The organism is Bartonella sp. MR100HLJHH, from assembly GCF_042194215.1.
GTDB lineage: Bacteria > Pseudomonadota > Alphaproteobacteria > Rhizobiales > Rhizobiaceae > Bartonella > Bartonella grahamii.
Genome location: NZ_JBHIMR010000003.1, coordinates 159097 through 176060, shown reverse-complemented (window position 1 = coordinate 176060; position 16964 = coordinate 159097). Strand labels below are relative to the sequence as shown.

Here is a 16964-nt window from a genome sequence, read left to right as displayed (position 1 = left end):
ATGCAGCGGCATGTGTTTCCTAATCAGCATTATTGCTACGCTGTTCGGCGTAATGAAGATGGTGGAATACGGAAAATCACCCGCTGGTGTTGCTATAGAGCACAAAATCCAGTCAAATAGTTTTTCTAAAGCAAGTGCGCATAAATCATTTATCCCTCGTCTTATAGAAAAGAATCTTTTAAAAGAGCTCTTTGAGCGATAGCTATAGTAAAAGAAAACCTTACCATATTTAGAGCTAACCCGCTACAAATGGGTATTTTTCAGCTTACCATACTTGCTATGAATAGCAACAGATGGTTAAGGGGGTAATCCACTCTCTCAAGCTGAAATTTGATAACTAATTTCACCAGAATTGGCTGGGGTACCTGAATTCGAATCTAAATTTAATTGCAATAAACTATTGATTTTATTTATATTTTTTTAAGGTTAGGGACCGTATAATTAGGTTCGGGAATAGGATTTTCACACTTTCCTTTACAAAGCGCATTCTTTTTGCCAGCTTTCTCTAATAATTTTTTTAATAGTTCTAAATCTTCTTGTGAAATAATGTTTATCAGTCTAGAAAACATACCAACAGCTTCACATCTGAAAGTATCAGAAGGCTTTATAGTGAAACTTTTGCGACAAGCATCCGATTCTCTTCTCAAAATTTCTGCTACCTCTTGATCTAAAGCATAGAGTTCAATTAGCTTTTCCTCCAGTCCTACAGGAACAGACTTTTTGCCAATTTCTATAGATGATAAAAATGCTACAGATATATCTAATTTTTTAGCCATATCTAAAAGGCGTTCTGAATGATCAATGCGAAGTTTGCGTAAGGTTTTACCAAATGGTGTTGGCATCTAGAAAAAATCCTATTAGAGAAAGAAGCTCTCACGTGATTCTAGCAGAAATTCTTAGGTTTTGGTTAGCTCCTTTTAAAAATTGACTTCCTACCCTCCTTAATACACAAGGTTGTACGGCGTGATGGATAAATCTCTTGACATCAACTTTAATTGTAGTACATTGTAGTACAATTAAATAGGAGATTTAGCAATGGGAAAAATTCAAGCCCGCATACCTGATGAAGTTCAAGAAATTGCAAGTGCAGTTATTAAGTCTACGGGTTTAACTGTATCAGATGCAGTACGCATGTTTATGACCCGCATTGCTAGAGATCGAGCATTACCGCTTGATCTATTCCAACCAAATCCGGAAACATTACAAGCTATCGAGGATGCCGAAATGGGACGCGTTAAACGCACGTCATTAGATGGCTTAAGAGCCATGATTCGCGAAGATAGAACCGAAGCGCGTAAATCTGAAAAGCAAATCTAAGCTTGCTATGCGGGAAATTGTCTATACTCGGTCGTTTCGGCGTGATCTCAAACGTGAAAGCAAAGGTAAATATGCTAATGTACTAGAGGAGGATTTGCTGCTTGTGGTCAAAGCGTTAGCAGAGAATGAACCGCTAAAGGCGCATTGGAGAGATCATGCACTAACAGGTCAATGGCGCAATTGTCGTGATTGTCATATCAAGCCAGATTTAGTTTTGATCTATCGAAAACCAGATACAAAAACACTAGAGCTCTTACGACTTGGTTCCCATTCTGAACTACGCTTATGATTAGATCTCCTAAGAGTTTTTCGAAGTTTTTTCTTTTATGAGAGTTTTTCAATTTTTTGAGAACCACTGCTTTAAATGTGCAATGACATTATCTAGCGCATCCATGAGGCGTGTAAAATCAAGGATCAACAAAAAGATAAAAAACGCTATCCATTTCATAAAACGAGACATCATTTTCACACTTTGGTAGGTGATGATCATTTCTTGAAGCATTTCTTTTTCTGCTTCTGTAAGCTCTATATCGTCTTGTGTTTTTTTTCTAGCCATGTTTCCACCCACACAAGCGTTGACCCTGCTCGTTATGCTTTAAGATCTCTCTTGCTAAGTTTGAGCTAATGGTGTTCAGATCTTGCCGGCTTAAATAAATAGGTAACCAACCAACACAAGAAGAAACATATTTATTTGTCGCGCAACCAGTGAGAGAGAGCAGCACGCACATCAGCATCACTTTTTTTGTTAATTTCATTTTCTACCTCAAGCCGTGCTGTTACTGCCTTTAAAGCACTTTCTGTTTGCTTTTGCTGTTCAACCTTTTTCCCAAGGGTAAAGGCTCTAGCTAAGGCAATAAAAAAAGCGGCTAAAGCCGCACCTGTTACCATCAAGTTTCTTTTCATCCATAAGATCATAGGCGGTGCTCCTGAAAGCGTTTAGCAACAAAGAAAATGCCAGTACATGCCGCTAAAACCATAATGGCGGCTAAAGCCCATTGGATTGGTCCATTGCCCGCTAAAAACCCACCAAGACCTGAGAAAGAACCAATAATCGGTGCCAATGCTTCTGCTTTGAGAAACCCTGTTGGTTGTTTCGTTTCTACTGTTTGATAATTAGAAGAAACATAAGCCCCTTTCGCCCATAGCCCTGCCTCTGCTACACGCCGGTGTACGAGACCTTGTAAACGTTTGCCTCCTGCTTTGGTCCATTTCTGCAATTCGGTTGGTACTGCTTCATAATCCCCCCGATTAAGCCTTTTAAGCAATGTAGAGTTTTGGAAAGCTGCAATACCTACATTATAACAAAAGGAAACAAGAGCGCCGAACTGCTCGTCGCTTAAATTCACACAAACTGCTTTTTCTACCGCTCTCTCATATTGCTGCAAATCTGCTAAAAGCATGGTTTCGGCTTTTTTTTCCGTAATCACCATACCCTCAACAACTGTTGGTTGACCGGCTTTTTTCGTATGACCATAACCAATCGTCCATATGCCAGCAGCATCTTGATAAGCCTGCAAGCGCAAACCTTCCCACTTTTTTAAACAGTATAAACAGTCTTTACTTATTTTCCGTGCCATTGTTCAATTCACCTTATAAATATACCTTTATGAGTACTGCTCCGTCACCACCGTCGCCGCCAATTTTGTCGCCTCCGGATTTCCCATCGAAATATCCCCCGCCGCCGCCGCCACATTCTTTACCACCTCTACCACCGTTACCACCTTTGTAACTCTCACCACTGATGCCCCCTCTGTTTCCTCCTCCATCCCCGCCTTTCTCTCCAAAGTTAACGAGAGCCATGGAGACGGAATATCCTCCTTCTGCTGTAACAAGCCCTTTGATCATTGTTCTACCACCATTGCACAAAATGTTACTGTCATTGCCTTTACCACCACGACCAATGTAAGCTGTTTTTAATTTATCTAAATCAGAACCTTTCATTTTAACATGCACGCATTGACCGCCGCCGCCGCCGCCATCTTTAACGCCACCACCACCACCGCCCCAAGCCCATACTTCAATATCGGTGTCAGCAGTAATACCATCAGGCAATGGAATATCTCCGCTTTCTGTCATCAGAATTTCAACAGGTTTTCTAACCCCGCCACCATTGTTGCCGCTACCACCGCCGCTGCTATTGCTACTATTTGCTTTGATTGAAGCCATCAATTTGGCTGGTGAGATAAGTGCATCCACTGTCTTTGTGCCATCAATCCAGTCTTTTTTTGCAAGAGGTTGAATGAGATCAACTTTTTTCTGTACACTATCCGCTGTTTCTTGTGCGACACTTGCCACATCTTCAATTTTATCAATTTTTGCAACCTGTGCACGTTCTTGAGGGGTTAAAATAAGATGCGTATTCCCCTCTTTCATATTCTCCATATCAAAGGCATCTTTTTCTATTTTATCTGGATCATAAACTGATTTTGACATACCAACAGACTTTGAGCCTACAAAATAACGAATGGTATTTTTGAGATCTACCGGAGATATGGGATAATAAACACCTTCATCTCCCCTCCGCCATTTTTCCATCGTTGGCTGCGTAGAACTCAACCATCGTAGCTTTGATCTTTCCTCTGTGGTTAAAATCTTTTTGGTAGGACCCTCGTGCATATTTTCCATAGAAAATGCATTTGCCCCCACATTGTCGGGATCATATGTAGCAGCCTTCATATCGCCAATCCCTAAAGGCGATATTTTTACCCAGCCAGCGCCTGATAAAATCGTATTCTCACAAGCTTCACCACTTGCTTTAATATCGTGAATTGTGACCTTATCTTTGTAAGCAAGAGCTCCAATATCTCTCTTTGCAACAGCATCATCAGCCTTTTTTCCTTGAGCAGCAGTTGCAAAATACTCTACCTCATAAGCTGCTGCACTCCCCACTGAAACGGGTGCAAGAGCCTTACTATCTAAAACACCTTCTTTAACTTCTTTCTTTGTTGCTGGTTCAAGCTTAAATATATGCGTATGATAGGGTAATGGCATCGCGTTTCATTCCTTAGTAAGTTTGTTTTTGAGGTTGTGGGGAATGAGAGACTGTAATTCATCAATAAGTTTTTGCATGATCTCTATGCGTTTATCTGTTGCTTCTTGATACTGTGCCAAAGCGCTTAAAAGATCATGCTGTATATCGTTTTTGACAAGATCAAGAATCTTATTCAATGGCGCATGAACCATTCTATTGCTTGCATAAAAAAGGACGCGGATTTGCTCCGCGTCCGCAATATCATCAATAGCAGACGGATTATTGATCATCTGAAAACCTTATGATTTTATGGCATAAACAACCGTAGCATTAACAGGGCGCGTTTCTGCCTCGCCCGTTGAAGAAAGTGTTACCTTGTGCGTGTGCACTCCAGCAGGTTCTGTTGTCCCTGTAAGGGTTTGATAGTGATAAAAGGGATTCCTTCTGCCAATATCATTGGCGCTCCATCCAACTCCAGCATACTGAAAATTGTGTGCGTGTTGTCCCGCCGATTCAACACTACAAGCATGTGTGTGCGATTTAAGGCAATCTTGCTGTATATCAGCAAATTTTCTACTTCTGTCTAAACCGCGTCCATTATCAAAGCCGCGCAAAAACATTCCTCTAAAGTCTGGAACTTTAAAGGTTGTATCGCTGTTTTTTCCCCATTTATCCCCTATCGCCTTGAATAATTGCGGATAATCCTTGCGTTCATAAGTAGCGCCATCACATAAAAGCCAGCCGTTTGGGACTTCTTGCATAGCAAAGGTCGCAATAAACCCGCAAGGAAAAGTTTCGACCTTTGGTGGTGGAATGGGGGTAGGATTTAAAAGATACCAGCCCTCAAGACCTTTTGTTGATGCGCCATCATTATAGACTATTTCATAAATGCCCCCTGTTTGTAACTCACCACCTGTCAATGGTACTATTCCCGTGCTGGTGGCTTTATAGAGTGGCTTTGCTCCTATATTATTCATGTTTATTGTTGTCGTACCAATATTTATACCACGCGCCTTAAAGCGGATAATGATATCGTTTTTATATTTTGCTATTGGCGAAACCGTCGTCAACGTAATTGATGTTGTTTGTTCCTTTCCATTCACAATAAACTTTGAGTCAAGAGAACCACCATTATCGGCAAGATATTCACGTATACGTTGCATCATGACCCGCGCACTATCATTAACAGAACTAGGCGGCTGCCCTTCTGCCCAATTAATGATACTATCGGAATTGGCATTTTGATCAGCTGTGAGTGACCAGTCATAAATATCAGACATGATAAGCCCCCGTTCTTCTTAATAGCTCTTCGCGCAATTGCTCTTCTTTTTGCCGCCCATAGGAACCAACAGATTGCCGCCTAGAGGGATCAATGAGAGGTGTTAAATCTGTCGGGCGCCCAGTCGATTGTGAGAAACCCGCCATGACTGGTTGCTGCAACATTTGTTGTTGTACCATCTGTGCCTGCTGTTTTTGTCTTTCTCCATTCTCTCTCATTAAATGAAGCAAGCCGGAAAAGCCCTTTTTAAGAGCACCTGCATCAATACCTTGCCCTTGCAATGGTGTGGTTTCCATAACCTGTCCTGTTAAATTGTCTCTGCTTTCAGGTGCCATCATTCTGTTTGGGAATGGCGTGTCATATGCCTTCAATTGGTTGCCCCCTTGATCACCTTGACCCACCTGATTACCTTGAAGTGTCTTTTGAAGCCTCTCAACCCCACGCAAAGGACCCACCTCGTTTGGTGCTGCTTGTCCATTGCTTTGGTTTTGCTGTATCGTTCTCTTCAAAGCATCTCCCGTTTTATTGTAAAGCCCATAAATATGATTCATAAAATCCCCTGCTGTAGCTTCCATGTTGCCACCGTTGAGTGTGACTGCCTGTCGACCTAAAAGCTGGCTTGCTGGAATATGTGGATTTTTGATAAGCTTTACTGCCCCTGCTGGTCCTTGTTGGTGTGCGAGGTAAAGCTCTGCCTCTGATGGCTCTCTGCCTAATGCTGTGGCTAAATAACGTGTATTATCCTTCGTTAACCGCGCCATAGCATCGGTTGCTTGAAAGGGATCAAACTTATTATTCAGTTGATACTGTTTTGCTGTTGAATCGAGAAATTGATACAGCCCCCCTGCACTGCTGTTCTTATTTCTTGCATTTGGATTACCATTACTTTCTATCATAGCAACACGTTCAAGAAAGCTTTCTGGCAAACCATATTTTTGTGCTGCCTGTGAGATAGCACGCTTCACATTAGGATGAAAATTGATCATTAGTTTATAACCGTTCTATCAACGCTGCTATTCAAAATAATGCCAACAAAATTAATGAATTTCGTATAATTTTCTCGTGTTATTAAGCGTTTCTTTTCTGCTTCATGAAACGTCTTAATTAATTCAACAGCTTTTTCTCTTGCTAACCCAAAATCTCCTTTTTCCCGCGCTGTTATAAGCGCTGCAATATCTCTCTCAGTATCTTTATGGACGCTTGAGAATTTGCGTCCAAATTCTCTTGCGAAATTTTTTACAACTGCCTTGATGAAAGCAATCTTTCCTATACCCATAGTCTGTTGTTCCCCCCTCTCTTCCACTTCACCTATATGGTTTGGCAAGCGTGCAAAAAGCTTTGTTCTTTCCACTTCTGGTCGCAACACTTTCATAAGTTGCTTAGCTTTATCTTCACCAAAAATACGCTGTAATTTTTCTTGACCATTTTTTGTGTCAAACAAACTCAAAAGATTGTGGTCAAAATTCTGTGCATTGCCTGCCGCAGTTTCTATTTGTGACCGTACACCTTTTTGAAACGCATCTTTTTCCATCAACCCAAAATCCGAAAGTTGACTGTTGATTGTGTCGAGATTAACGCTCTTCTTCAGCGCTTGCTCTCCCTGCTCGAGGGCATCACCAATAGTACGCTCGTCATAATAAATTTTCCGTGCTTTAGCATAATCTGGAGAGGACGTATCCAAAACGTCCAGAATGCGTTGTTTGAAATCAGTCAAATCTCGCGCATATCCTTGTTTTCCTTTGATGCGCGCAGAATTAATTTGATCATCCAAAACCTCTTTCATCTTATGTAAAATTCGCATATTCAGCTTTGGATATCCATTGCTCCCTATAACTGTTGCATCCGCTTCATTTGGCATTTGCGCAATTGCTTTTTTATAGGCTTTTTGGAAGGCAGGAGTTTCTTGCAACCGCGATAAATCTTTACTGACAGCATTAGAAATAGGAGAAGCTTTCGCCCTCTCATAAAATGGTTCAGCCTTTTTCTGTGCTTGTTTGATAATCTCTTGCTTTAAATTAAGCGTATCTACTTTTGGACCCATCACATCTGTCAACGCATCCTTTACCCGCAGTGCACTCGCATCTTGTCTTTCATTCAAACGATTACTTATGAGCGAATATGTATCATGGTCTTTTTTTGCTGCCTTAAAAGCTCTTTTAGCAAGCTCATCATGAAGATCAATAATCATTGAATCAGGACCTCGCTGTTTTAATGCTCTTTCAAGTTTATCAACACCTTCATCCCCTAAAGTTTGGCTTACATCCCTAAGCGCTCTATCGCTTATCTGAAATGCTTCTTTTTCTACACCTTGTGTTATTGGTTCAGTTTTACCAAACAATTTCTCAGCTGTTTTTTTGACAACAGCAGATGTTTTCTTAACACCAGAAGCCGTTACTTTGAATGGTTTTGTAACAAAAGGTGTAACCTTTAAAGCAGAATGTGCCACAAATGGTGTTGCAACGCCTAACCCTGCACCAAACCCAGCAGACACTAGAGTATCTGCAAGCCCTTCCCCTTCACCACTGCCTGCTATTCCACCATAAATGGCTCCAGTTTTTGCTGCACGCCCCAAGCTAAATTTTGCCGCCTCTTTACTTGCTACTGCTTTCATTGCTGCTTCACCTGCAGCTTTTGCCGCTGCCCGTTCCACACCCTCTGCTAAAGCAGATTGCACCGCCCTTTCTCCTGCTGCTAAAGCTTTACTGGTTATTTGTGCTCCTGCAACACCAGCTCTTCCTCCCAGCACAACATCAGCCCCAATTGCCGCACGAGCAGCCGCAGGAGCGCCAAGACCTGGTATTAGAAAAGGAATTGCAGCACCCGCTAAATTCCCCGCAATAGATGCATAAAACTGATCTCGGTTCGCCGCTCTTTGATAGTCACGCCATCGCTTTGTCACTTCATTATATTTTTTAACTGCTTCTTCATCTCCCATCCAATAATTAATAGGTCCCAGAGGTCCCGAAGCGAATACTCCAGCTATTTCATCATCATACCCCATAGTTAACCCATGAAGAGCTCCCCATCCAAAAGCACCCGCTGCACTTGGATGTGGACCATCTTCCTCTGTTGCACCATTATTTCCTGTAACAGAACCACTTAGCCTTTCCTTATTCTTCGCGAAAAGCTCTTGAAGCTGTTCTGGTGTATAGTCACTTATATGCCCAATGACTCTTGTGTTTTTACGATTAATAAGAGGGGGGATTACTTCAGCCATTGGTTTGTTTCTCCTTAATGCGTCCATCTCTATCAACGAACAACATGCCTTCCGGCAATGCTTCTATCTGTTTTTCTAGTGGATCATTTGACTGTGCATGATTTCCCTTATAAGCATCTTGCCCATAGGCGGCTCGAACGAGCTCGTTTGTTGCTTCTGCACCACCAAAAAGAATTGCGCGCGTTGCTGCATTGGATTTATTGAAAGTGTCAATAACTGTTTTTAAAGATTTCTTCATTTGCTCTGCAGAAAGATCTTGATACAACGCCGCTACAGAGTTTTGCAATGCTTGCAATTCCATATTAGACAAATTCCCAAAGCCAGATGCACCATTTGGTGAAAATGCCTTTGCTTTTCTCAAGGCATCAAGCCCGATACTCGCCTTCAATGAATCGAGCATATGCCCGAAATCTTTTGCCTGAGAATTAGGAAGGAACGACATTATAGGACCAGTGAAACCAACAACATGCGGGTGTTCCTCAACAATTTTTAGCAATTCTTTAGATGCCGAAAGTATACGATTTGACCTGTCTGCTGTTTCCAAAATTCGCATTTGCGTTTGTTGGTTTTTACGCTCCTCCTCCTTCTGTTCTTGAATTAATTTATATTCTGCACCACTGCCTGCAATTGGCACCGCACGTATGCCACCAAGTGCATTTTCGTCCTTAACATACATATAACCTGATTCAGGCTTTGACAGCATGCCATCAGTATTTCCCCCTAATCCAGAAGCAGTGGAACGCTGTCCTCCTTGGACAGGTATAATTTTCCCTGTGCTTGTTGAGACTTGGAAAGTCATATCCTCAGGCAATCCCTGCTCTGCCTTTTCTTCTGATGTCAATGTTCTATAGCCTTCTTGAGGGCTTAACGTGTTGCCTATAACTTTCATGGCAAGATCTGGATATTGCACAAGGGCTTGTGCGTCTTTATCACTATATCCTTTAGAGCGTAAAAACTCAAAAATTGGTCTATTTTGAGCACGTACATTATTGCCCTGCCGCATAACAAGTGCCGCATTTGAAAAACTTTCTTGCGGTGTTTTTCCTGATGCTAACCCTGCAAAAAAATCCATTAAATGCTCGGAAAATTCTGATTTTCTAAAACGCTCCCATAAGCTACTTGGGTCTGCATCTTTATGGATAAAGTTTCCAACTGCGTTTACATAATCGGTTGCCTGTTCGGGCTTAGCACTTGCTTTTAAATGCTCCTCTTCTGGTAAGTGTGCATTCAAATGTTTTTCTTCTCCTATGGGTGCATCAAAAAGCTTTTCCTCATTATTTCCAGAATCGTTTTTCAAAGAGTTTTCCGCTACAGATTTCTCATTAAGTTGAGCAATATAATCCATCACATTTTTTTGCTGTCGCCCAGCTTCATCCCCACTAGACTGATCAATGTTCGCAACAAGTGGAGATTGAGGGATCATTGATGCAACACCTCCCTGCTCTGAGAAGTCATGCTTTTGTTGCTCTGGCGCCTCTTGTATCTTAACAGTATCCTTTGAAACATCCGGCAATGGGGGCATTTGGCGCTTTAAATCATCCGTAGACATAATCAATTCTGCTGGCGTTTTTTTCCCAACTTCTCCTCCTCCTGTTTGAGCACCACGAATAAGCTCTGTAGGACTCAATTTTTGTGGAGTATTATCCCCATTGCTCGCATCAAAAGAGTTTGTGCTAAAAGCAGCACGTTCTAAAAAACTTGGCTTGTATCGCCCTTCCAACGGCGTGCTTGGAGGCGTAGAAAGCTGTTCGAACAAATGCTTTGGCAATTGAGGCATGACCTGATACATCAAGGGACGCAAAAATTTTGGATCAAACAACTTTAAAAGAGAATTTGTGTTTTCTTGTTCCATCACTGCACCCTTTCCATCTCAAAGCCAAGCTTGCCATAATCCACATGCAAAAAGCCTGTCGCCTTATGCAAGAAAACAGCTTCAGGTTTTGACTTCAAAACATCCTGCGCCATCACCCCACGATAGCGCTCTGGGTGCCCCTTGTAATTATACTCATAGAGTTTGTGTCCATCTCGCTGCCCCACTTGCACGATATTTTCTTTCGCTCTGATATCACTAAGCCCAGCAAAAGTACCAAGGATAGTTCCAACATTTCCAACAATCTCCCACGGATTAGGTTTTGGCTGTGGAGTCAATGTCGTCATTTGTCCTGTGCGCGTTCCATAATTTCCAGCAACAGCCCCACCAGCTGCGAGCAACTTACTTAACTGGTCCCAATCAAGATTGTTCTGCTGCTCCCATTTTTGCCGCTCTTCATCCAATTGCCGTTGATGATTGGCATCAAGTACACTCCCTCCCGTCAACGCATTAAGATTTGCCTGACCTTGACCTTGAAAGAAGTTATTGGCGCCCGCCAACTGATTTTGGTTTGCTTGGTCAATGAGACCATTGGCATTCATCATGTTGTTGACATCTTGGTTATATTGCTGTGATAAAGCTTGTGTTGCTATGCCCCCCAATTCGTTAGCAAGAACCCCAGTATGCGCCCCAGAACCATAACGCCCCGCACCTGCCAATGAACTATTAATAGAGCTTGTTGCCTTATTTAATGTGTTTTGAAGCGCTTCATCAAAGTAAGGGTTATTGCCTATTTGTTGCCCTGAAGCCATGTTCTTTAAGTTTTGGCTTGTTGAATTTTGCCCTGTGGCTAATCCATTTAAATAATTGTTATCATAGTTATGCGTATTATTGCTAAGCCCATTAATCGCATTCTTTGTTTGATCACTTAAACCCGCAACACGCTGCCCGTCATAAACGGCTTTTCCGCTGCCTTGGTTATAAAAAGTCATGGCATCTTGAGCTGCGTGTTCAAAAATACCTTTTGCCCATGCAGGGGGTTCATTTGTTTGCGTCGTGTTTTGGGTATTCTGGATTGGTTTAGAACTTTTTCCCATATTAAAGCTGCTTTCTATATTCTAAAAGATTAACGAGATATCCATGCGATTTAAGAGATTTTTCCCACCCTCGCCTGCCTATGATGACAAGCTCTTTTACCCCTTTTTTCTTGTAATAGGCTTCAATCTGAGTGATAAGCTTTGTTAAGGGCGCTCCTCCCTTTCCACCAAGCGTGACAATAACCGCCCTTAATGCTCCAGTGACGAGTTCCTGTAACTGTGTTGTGACATGCGCCATAAAGTTTTCATGCGCATCAACGATAATCCAAAGAACTTTTTCTCCCTTCAAAATATCGTTTAAAATGGTCTCTGTATTATAATCATCAGGGAATTTTTGATTAAAGTAAGCTATCGATTTTATGACATTCTCAAAATAGGGCGCCATTTGTTCAGCGCTCCATTTTTCTGTATTATAGATCTTAAAATTCATCTTATGCCCGCGGGTTTGAGCGTTACATCAAAGCCTGTTATATGTGTCCATGGGGTGCCTTCTGGTATTCTCAGACGCAAGGCGTGATAACGCGCCCGTGAGCGGATATTATACATCCCAATATTATAGCCGGCATAACGCTCTTTAGCCCAATTTAATTGGTTCTTGTTATCAATGATAAATGCCGCCCCAACACTTAAAAAACCTTTTGTTGTATCCGCTTGAACAAAAGCCTCACTCATCAGGTTGATTTGCCTGCCCGTATCCCCCACAATTTGTGAAGCAATAACTGCTTCCATCGGAGGACCTGCAAAAAAACCAAATGTGTTGTCTGGCGTAAAGGCTCCTAAAACAGGCGCACCATTTTGCCACATTTTACTATCAAGAGAAGCTGGTAAATCTTTCAAGCTCTCTTGTACTTTGTCTAAGCCTTCTAATGTATAACCGGCTGCAAAAAGGGGAAATAAGAGAAGGTTTTGCCCCTTAATGACACTCCATATTTGCAAGAGCCAATCATAAACATAAATATGCATCCCTTCAGTGTTATCATTGATAGAAAAATAAACACGAGAATAGACCGGATCAATACATGCCCTCATCTCATCAATGGCAAAGTTATTGTAAAGTGTGAAGATAGTTTTATCGACTTTTCCAAAGCCAATAGGAAGCATTTCACCAGCACTGTTGATTTGATAAAAACCATCATCAGATGCAAAGAAAGTACAGTCTCCACGGCTTGCAATTGCTGTACTGCTTTTCGCCCCTATTTTGTCTTTTATTTTTGCAAAACTGAAGATAATTTTAGAGCCTGGTACAAAGGTTGCGTGATAAATGGCGGAACGCATAAAAATAAGTGGATTTGTTGATTCCGTAGACCCTTGAACATATTCTCCATCAGGAAAATCTTGATAATCGCAACTTTTCTCCCCAACTGTCCAATGTGTTGCATCATTGAGACCTGACCACTGAACACGGTTTGGCTTATCTGTTAGTTGCATCAAGCAAACAAAATCACCCCACACACGCACAAGTCCAGCACGCGGGGGATTACCGCTCAAATCACAAAACCTTTCATCCGTTTTTAACGAAAGCATTTGTGGTGGGTCATTGTTATTAACAGCAATGATATGATCACCAAAAGAGGCAAAAGACCAAAGCGCAGTCTCATTGGCGTGATATTGTGTGTGAGGCTTGCTAATGTCTTTCCAGCCGCGCGTACTGTTGTCATATTCATAAAGCTTTGTTGGGGCACCCACAATGATGCGCACACCACCCAATGAGCGCACAGCATAGACCCCCAAAATCACATCCGGAAAAGGATCTGAGACCGGCGCAACCATGGGAAACGGAATATACGAATTTGGTGCAGGCAAAACATTCACTATCTCATGAGAATAACCGCTATTAATAAATGCGGTGTCTGGTCTATATTCAGCAATAGGGATAAACGTCATCAGAAGTCCGTGTGTTGAATTTTGAACAGATTTTTGCGCCGCGAAGTCTCAATTCTCAATGCATCTAACTGTTCTTGGAACATGGCAAAAGCTGCTGCTGCCATCTGTGGTTCTTTAATAATATTGGTATAAATTTCATATTTTGCGCGGGTTTTGATCAATTCATAGGCTTCACAAAACCATATGGACGCTTCTTGTGCGCTCTCAATGTCTTTTATTCTCACAGGATCAAGAATAAGCCTTATGGAATAAACTCGGTCTGGTGTTGGATACAAGACAAACTTTTGTTCAAAATAGGCATAGCGCGTAGGCATGCCATGGTGAGAGTCATCCTCAAGGCTCTCAATGAAGAGCGCGTCCCCATGCAAAAGCTTTGATTTGCTATGATTATCCTCATAAATATAAGCATCAACAATTCGAACAGCCCCTGTTATAGAGGAATGTGCCTCTGCGCCATAACGGCTTTTGCCCTTTAGAGTGGTGAAAACAATTTCACGGCTTTCATTGAAATAAAAAGGCAATCGTTCACAAAAGCGAATAGCCGAAAATATCGCCCTTTGCACTTGATCAACATACTCATCTATTTCATCCTGAATATCGTTTAACATCTGGATAAAATTTTTATCCCAAGGAACAATGGTCTCTTTTTCTCCAATCGGACCACCTGTCTGTACTATTATTGTCATATCACCCTCTTCCAAATGTCTTGGGGCATCTTGTATGGGAGGGGGACGCAAGCAATAAACGCCCCCTTGCCTTTAACGATTGGTGTAAAACTCAACAATCACCTCAGCATCACCTTTGGTGCTTTGCTTGTCTCGTGTCATGTAAATCGTATTTTCAGCTTCTAATGGAACATCTCGTTCCTCCATGGGTATGTACACATTGCCATTGGTAGATTGCGTAAGCCCTACATCTCCATAATTATTACCATGAGGCTCTTTTCCAAATGTAGCTTTTACATCTTCAAAATCCTCCATGGTATAAGCTGTAATGCTTTTGATAAAAGCCCCTCGGGGTAGAACGCCAATTTTCGTTATCAACCCTTGGTCTGTACATTTAATACGCGCTCGTAAATAACTAACCTGCTGCGTAGAGTTGTTACGTCCCTGCAAAACAGGTGGCAATCCCTCATCTATCATGCCAACGGTTTCAACAGTCTCAACGGTCTCAACGGTTTCAACAGGTTCCTGTGTAATTAGCGATTTTTCTGCCATAATTGTCATCCTTTAATAATTAGCTTGCTTCAGCAAAAGAAGGGATGACAATGGTACCAAAATCCTGTCCCCCTTGATCAGAATGAGGCAAGGTGTAGCGTGATTTTTTCATGCCGATAATGGTTTTAGCTGCAACCCCAAATTCACGTTGATAATCAAACAGTTCTTCAACAAGTTTATAGCGTGTTCCCCCTTTCCCATCGCCTCCTGTTGCTCCATTGCCAACGCGCCCATAAGCCATGATAACACTTTGCGCACCAAGCAACACAGCACGGCGAACAGATGTTACAGGCTCTTGTGTCTTTGAATTGATACCATTGGGGACATGTTCAGCTTCACGTAAGATAACTCCATTATACATCCCCAGAGAGCCCTCAAAAATTGGGTTCTTAGCTCCAGAGCCATCATAAGCTGCCTTAGTAATGTCTAACCATTGACCACTCTTTGTATTGGTACGCAATTGGGTCACCTGTGTTGGGTGGAGATACATCACATATGCCGATTTTCCATCAACACGAACAGGGCGCAAACGTGGATTAGCAAGTTTAGCGCGTTCAACAGCCCGATCTATAAGATCTAATGTAAAAACATCGTCTTTTGTAAGTTCTTCATCAGTCTTTTTCTTATTGGCACGAATAACACGCAGTTTACTTGGCTCTAATGGAGCATTAAAACCATAATGTACCGGTTTAAGGTTTATGGTGCGTCCTTCGAAATGAATCCACGGTGCTGTATAACCTGCTGCCTGAATGAAGAACATCAAACTTAAACGGTCTGCATACCAATCAACAAGCCCATCCTTTGCTTCTGTTCGTAAATTAAATAAAACACGTTGTTGATCAATGGTGCCCTCATATTTTACGCGTACAGCATGAGAAAGCTCGTTAATACGCACCGTTTCATTCATAAATTGGAGTGCTTCTTCATTGCCTTCCAGCGTTTGTCCCTCGCTAACGCCATCCCCCATAAGTTGGACGCGTAATCCGCTCGTCACAGAGTCACCAGCGGATTTTCCTAGCATATCCAATACTTGAATAATGCTGTTTTTGCCTTTTCCCATCAGCGGTGCAATGGGCAACGCTTTTGAAGTTTCTGTGTTTAGCATCTTAGCCCAAACGCCAACGGCTAATGGGTCATTAAGATTTACCTGTGTTACTGCCATTTCAATCAATGCCTTTCTTGGTTTTTAAAACTCGCCTTGCAGCTCCCCCAAACGATAACAATCACTTGGTTCTCTCTGTCGCGTCACCACGCACATCTCACGCTCTGCTCATAATTTGTTCAAATTTTTCGGGATTTTTCTCAACCCATACAGCAAATTCGGCTTCTGGCATGGAAAAGAGCGTTCTCACATCCATACCGCCGGTTGGAACTTGTCCGCCGCGCGCTGTAAGCGTCCGCGCTGCTTGAGAGCGCTCTTGAAGGGCTCCCACTTCGTCCTTAACTGGCGCTCCACTATAGCCAAAAGCTTTCGCTTTTTGCACCAGCACCTCAATTGGATTTATACCGGCTTTCTGACACTGCTGGCATATTTGGCGCAATTCAGCACCAATTTGTTGTTGCCGTGCCTCTGGGTCTTTCCATTGCGGATAAAGGCTTGCTTGCGCTTGTAAGACACTGTCTGCTCTTTCATAGAGATAGTCTGTGATACTGTCTAAATCTGGATATTTATCTTGTACTTGCGCTTTGGCTTCCTCGAAATAATCCCCCAACTTTTGGCGTTCATATTCCTCTTGTCTCATGCGCTCTTGGCTCTCTTTCATATGAGAAAACTCATCAAGCAATTTCTGTTGTTCCTGTACCTTATGACTAAGCCATGCAAAATGTGCTTTTGGGGTGTCTTCTAGGGAGGGAATATTTTCCTCACGGCGGCGCGTGATTTCTTCCTGCATTGCGGCATATTTTTGCGCAAGTTCAATAGCCAATTCACGCGCTTCAATGGCGCTTTGTTCTGCCTTTTGGCGTGCTTGCCGCTCTTGCTCTAATTTATCAGATTCTATTACATCAGAATTTGGCTGCTCTTGAAGTGGTTCTACAGCTGGTTGTTCAGAACTTTCCTCTGTATCAAAAACTTCCTCAACTTGTTCAGGCTCGACCAACTCAACGGCATTATCACTGGCAAAATGTTCATCATAGATTGCTTGTTCTTCAGGCGTAAACTCTTCTTCCATA

19 protein-coding genes are annotated in these 16964 nt (G+C 42.2%); 2 read left to right on the top strand and 17 right to left on the bottom strand.

Going from position 1 to position 16964, the window contains the following annotated elements:
- Nucleotides 1-410: 410 nt before the first annotated feature.
- A complete protein-coding gene (locus ACFIJ7_RS03305) occupies nt 411-842 on the bottom strand; it encodes a helix-turn-helix domain-containing protein (RefSeq protein ID WP_375644607.1) in 432 nt (143 codons plus the stop codon).
- Between the two features lie 193 nt (nt 843-1035).
- Between ACFIJ7_RS03305 and ACFIJ7_RS03300 the strand changes: the two genes are divergently transcribed.
- Entirely contained in the window at nt 1036-1317 is a 282-nt protein-coding gene (locus tag ACFIJ7_RS03300; RefSeq protein WP_375644606.1) for a type II toxin-antitoxin system RelB/DinJ family antitoxin, read from the top strand.
- A 7-nt stretch (nt 1318-1324) separates the two neighbouring features.
- On the top strand, nt 1325-1606 hold the full coding sequence (locus ACFIJ7_RS03295) for a type II toxin-antitoxin system YafQ family toxin (RefSeq protein WP_375644605.1): 282 nt from the start codon (nt 1325-1327) through the stop codon (nt 1604-1606).
- 48 nt (nt 1607-1654) lie between these two features.
- On the opposite strand, the gene ACFIJ7_RS03290 is transcribed toward ACFIJ7_RS03295, so the two are convergent.
- The 16 genes from ACFIJ7_RS03290 to ACFIJ7_RS03215 all read right to left on the bottom strand — a co-directional run bounded on the left by ACFIJ7_RS03290 (nt 1655) and on the right by ACFIJ7_RS03215 (nt 16963).
- Nucleotides 1655-1873, bottom strand: a complete 219-nt coding sequence (locus ACFIJ7_RS03290) for a hypothetical protein (RefSeq protein ID WP_375644604.1) — start codon at nt 1871-1873, stop codon at nt 1655-1657.
- Nucleotides 1874-2004: 131 nt separating this feature from the next.
- Nucleotides 2005-2232 (bottom strand): hypothetical protein, encoded by a 228-nt coding sequence (locus ACFIJ7_RS03285; RefSeq protein ID WP_375644603.1) that lies wholly within the window; start codon nt 2230-2232, stop codon nt 2005-2007.
- Nucleotides 2229-2894, bottom strand: a complete 666-nt coding sequence (locus ACFIJ7_RS03280) for a lysozyme (RefSeq protein ID WP_375644602.1) — start codon at nt 2892-2894, stop codon at nt 2229-2231. The genes ACFIJ7_RS03285 and ACFIJ7_RS03280 overlap by 4 nt, the downstream gene beginning before the upstream one ends.
- Nucleotides 2895-2907: 13 nt before the next feature.
- The gene (locus ACFIJ7_RS03275) at nt 2908-4308 is read right to left on the bottom strand and encodes a hypothetical protein (RefSeq protein WP_375644601.1); all 1401 of its coding nucleotides are present in this window, start codon (nt 4306-4308) and stop codon (nt 2908-2910) included.
- A gap of 6 nt (nt 4309-4314) precedes the next feature.
- Entirely contained in the window at nt 4315-4578 is a 264-nt protein-coding gene (locus ACFIJ7_RS03270; RefSeq protein WP_375644600.1) for a hypothetical protein, read from the bottom strand.
- Nucleotides 4579-4587: 9 nt separating this feature from the next.
- Nucleotides 4588-5568, bottom strand: coding sequence for a tail fiber protein (locus ACFIJ7_RS03265; RefSeq protein ID WP_375644599.1), 981 nt, complete (start codon nt 5566-5568; stop codon nt 4588-4590).
- Nucleotides 5561-6553, bottom strand: a complete 993-nt coding sequence (locus tag ACFIJ7_RS03260) for a transglycosylase SLT domain-containing protein (RefSeq protein ID WP_375644598.1) — start codon at nt 6551-6553, stop codon at nt 5561-5563. Before ACFIJ7_RS03260 ends, ACFIJ7_RS03265 begins: the two co-directional genes overlap by 8 nt.
- On the bottom strand, nt 6553-8784 hold the full coding sequence (locus ACFIJ7_RS03255; protein WP_375644597.1) for a hypothetical protein: 2232 nt from the start codon (nt 8782-8784) through the stop codon (nt 6553-6555). The genes ACFIJ7_RS03260 and ACFIJ7_RS03255 overlap by 1 nt, the downstream gene beginning before the upstream one ends.
- Entirely contained in the window at nt 8777-10636 is a 1860-nt protein-coding gene (locus ACFIJ7_RS03250; protein ID WP_375644596.1) for a hypothetical protein, read from the bottom strand. The genes ACFIJ7_RS03255 and ACFIJ7_RS03250 overlap by 8 nt, the downstream gene beginning before the upstream one ends.
- Entirely contained in the window at nt 10636-11691 is a 1056-nt protein-coding gene (locus ACFIJ7_RS03245) for a tail fiber domain-containing protein (RefSeq protein WP_375644595.1), read from the bottom strand. The genes ACFIJ7_RS03250 and ACFIJ7_RS03245 overlap by 1 nt, the downstream gene beginning before the upstream one ends.
- 1 nt (nt 11692) lies before the next feature.
- On the bottom strand, nt 11693-12076 hold the full coding sequence (locus tag ACFIJ7_RS03240; protein WP_375644612.1) for a hypothetical protein: 384 nt from the start codon (nt 12074-12076) through the stop codon (nt 11693-11695).
- A gap of 41 nt (nt 12077-12117) precedes the next feature.
- Nucleotides 12118-13575: a hypothetical protein gene (locus ACFIJ7_RS03235; RefSeq protein WP_375644594.1), complete on the bottom strand. Its 1458-nt coding sequence runs from the start codon at nt 13573-13575 to the stop codon at nt 12118-12120.
- Nucleotides 13575-14261 carry a hypothetical protein gene (locus ACFIJ7_RS03230; protein ID WP_375644593.1) on the bottom strand — a complete coding sequence of 229 codons (687 nt, stop codon included), beginning with the start codon at nt 14259-14261 and terminating at the stop codon, nt 13575-13577. The genes ACFIJ7_RS03235 and ACFIJ7_RS03230 overlap by 1 nt, the downstream gene beginning before the upstream one ends.
- Before the next feature lie 72 nt (nt 14262-14333).
- Nucleotides 14334-14792 carry a hypothetical protein gene (locus ACFIJ7_RS03225; RefSeq protein WP_375644592.1) on the bottom strand — a complete coding sequence of 153 codons (459 nt, stop codon included), beginning with the start codon at nt 14790-14792 and terminating at the stop codon, nt 14334-14336.
- A gap of 19 nt (nt 14793-14811) precedes the next feature.
- Nucleotides 14812-15954, bottom strand: a complete 1143-nt coding sequence (locus ACFIJ7_RS03220; protein ID WP_375644591.1) for a N4-gp56 family major capsid protein — start codon at nt 15952-15954, stop codon at nt 14812-14814.
- 97 nt (nt 15955-16051) lie between these two features.
- Nucleotides 16052-16963, bottom strand: coding sequence for a hypothetical protein (locus ACFIJ7_RS03215; RefSeq protein ID WP_375644590.1), 912 nt, complete (start codon nt 16961-16963; stop codon nt 16052-16054).
- Between the last annotated feature and the right edge of the window lies 1 nt (nt 16964).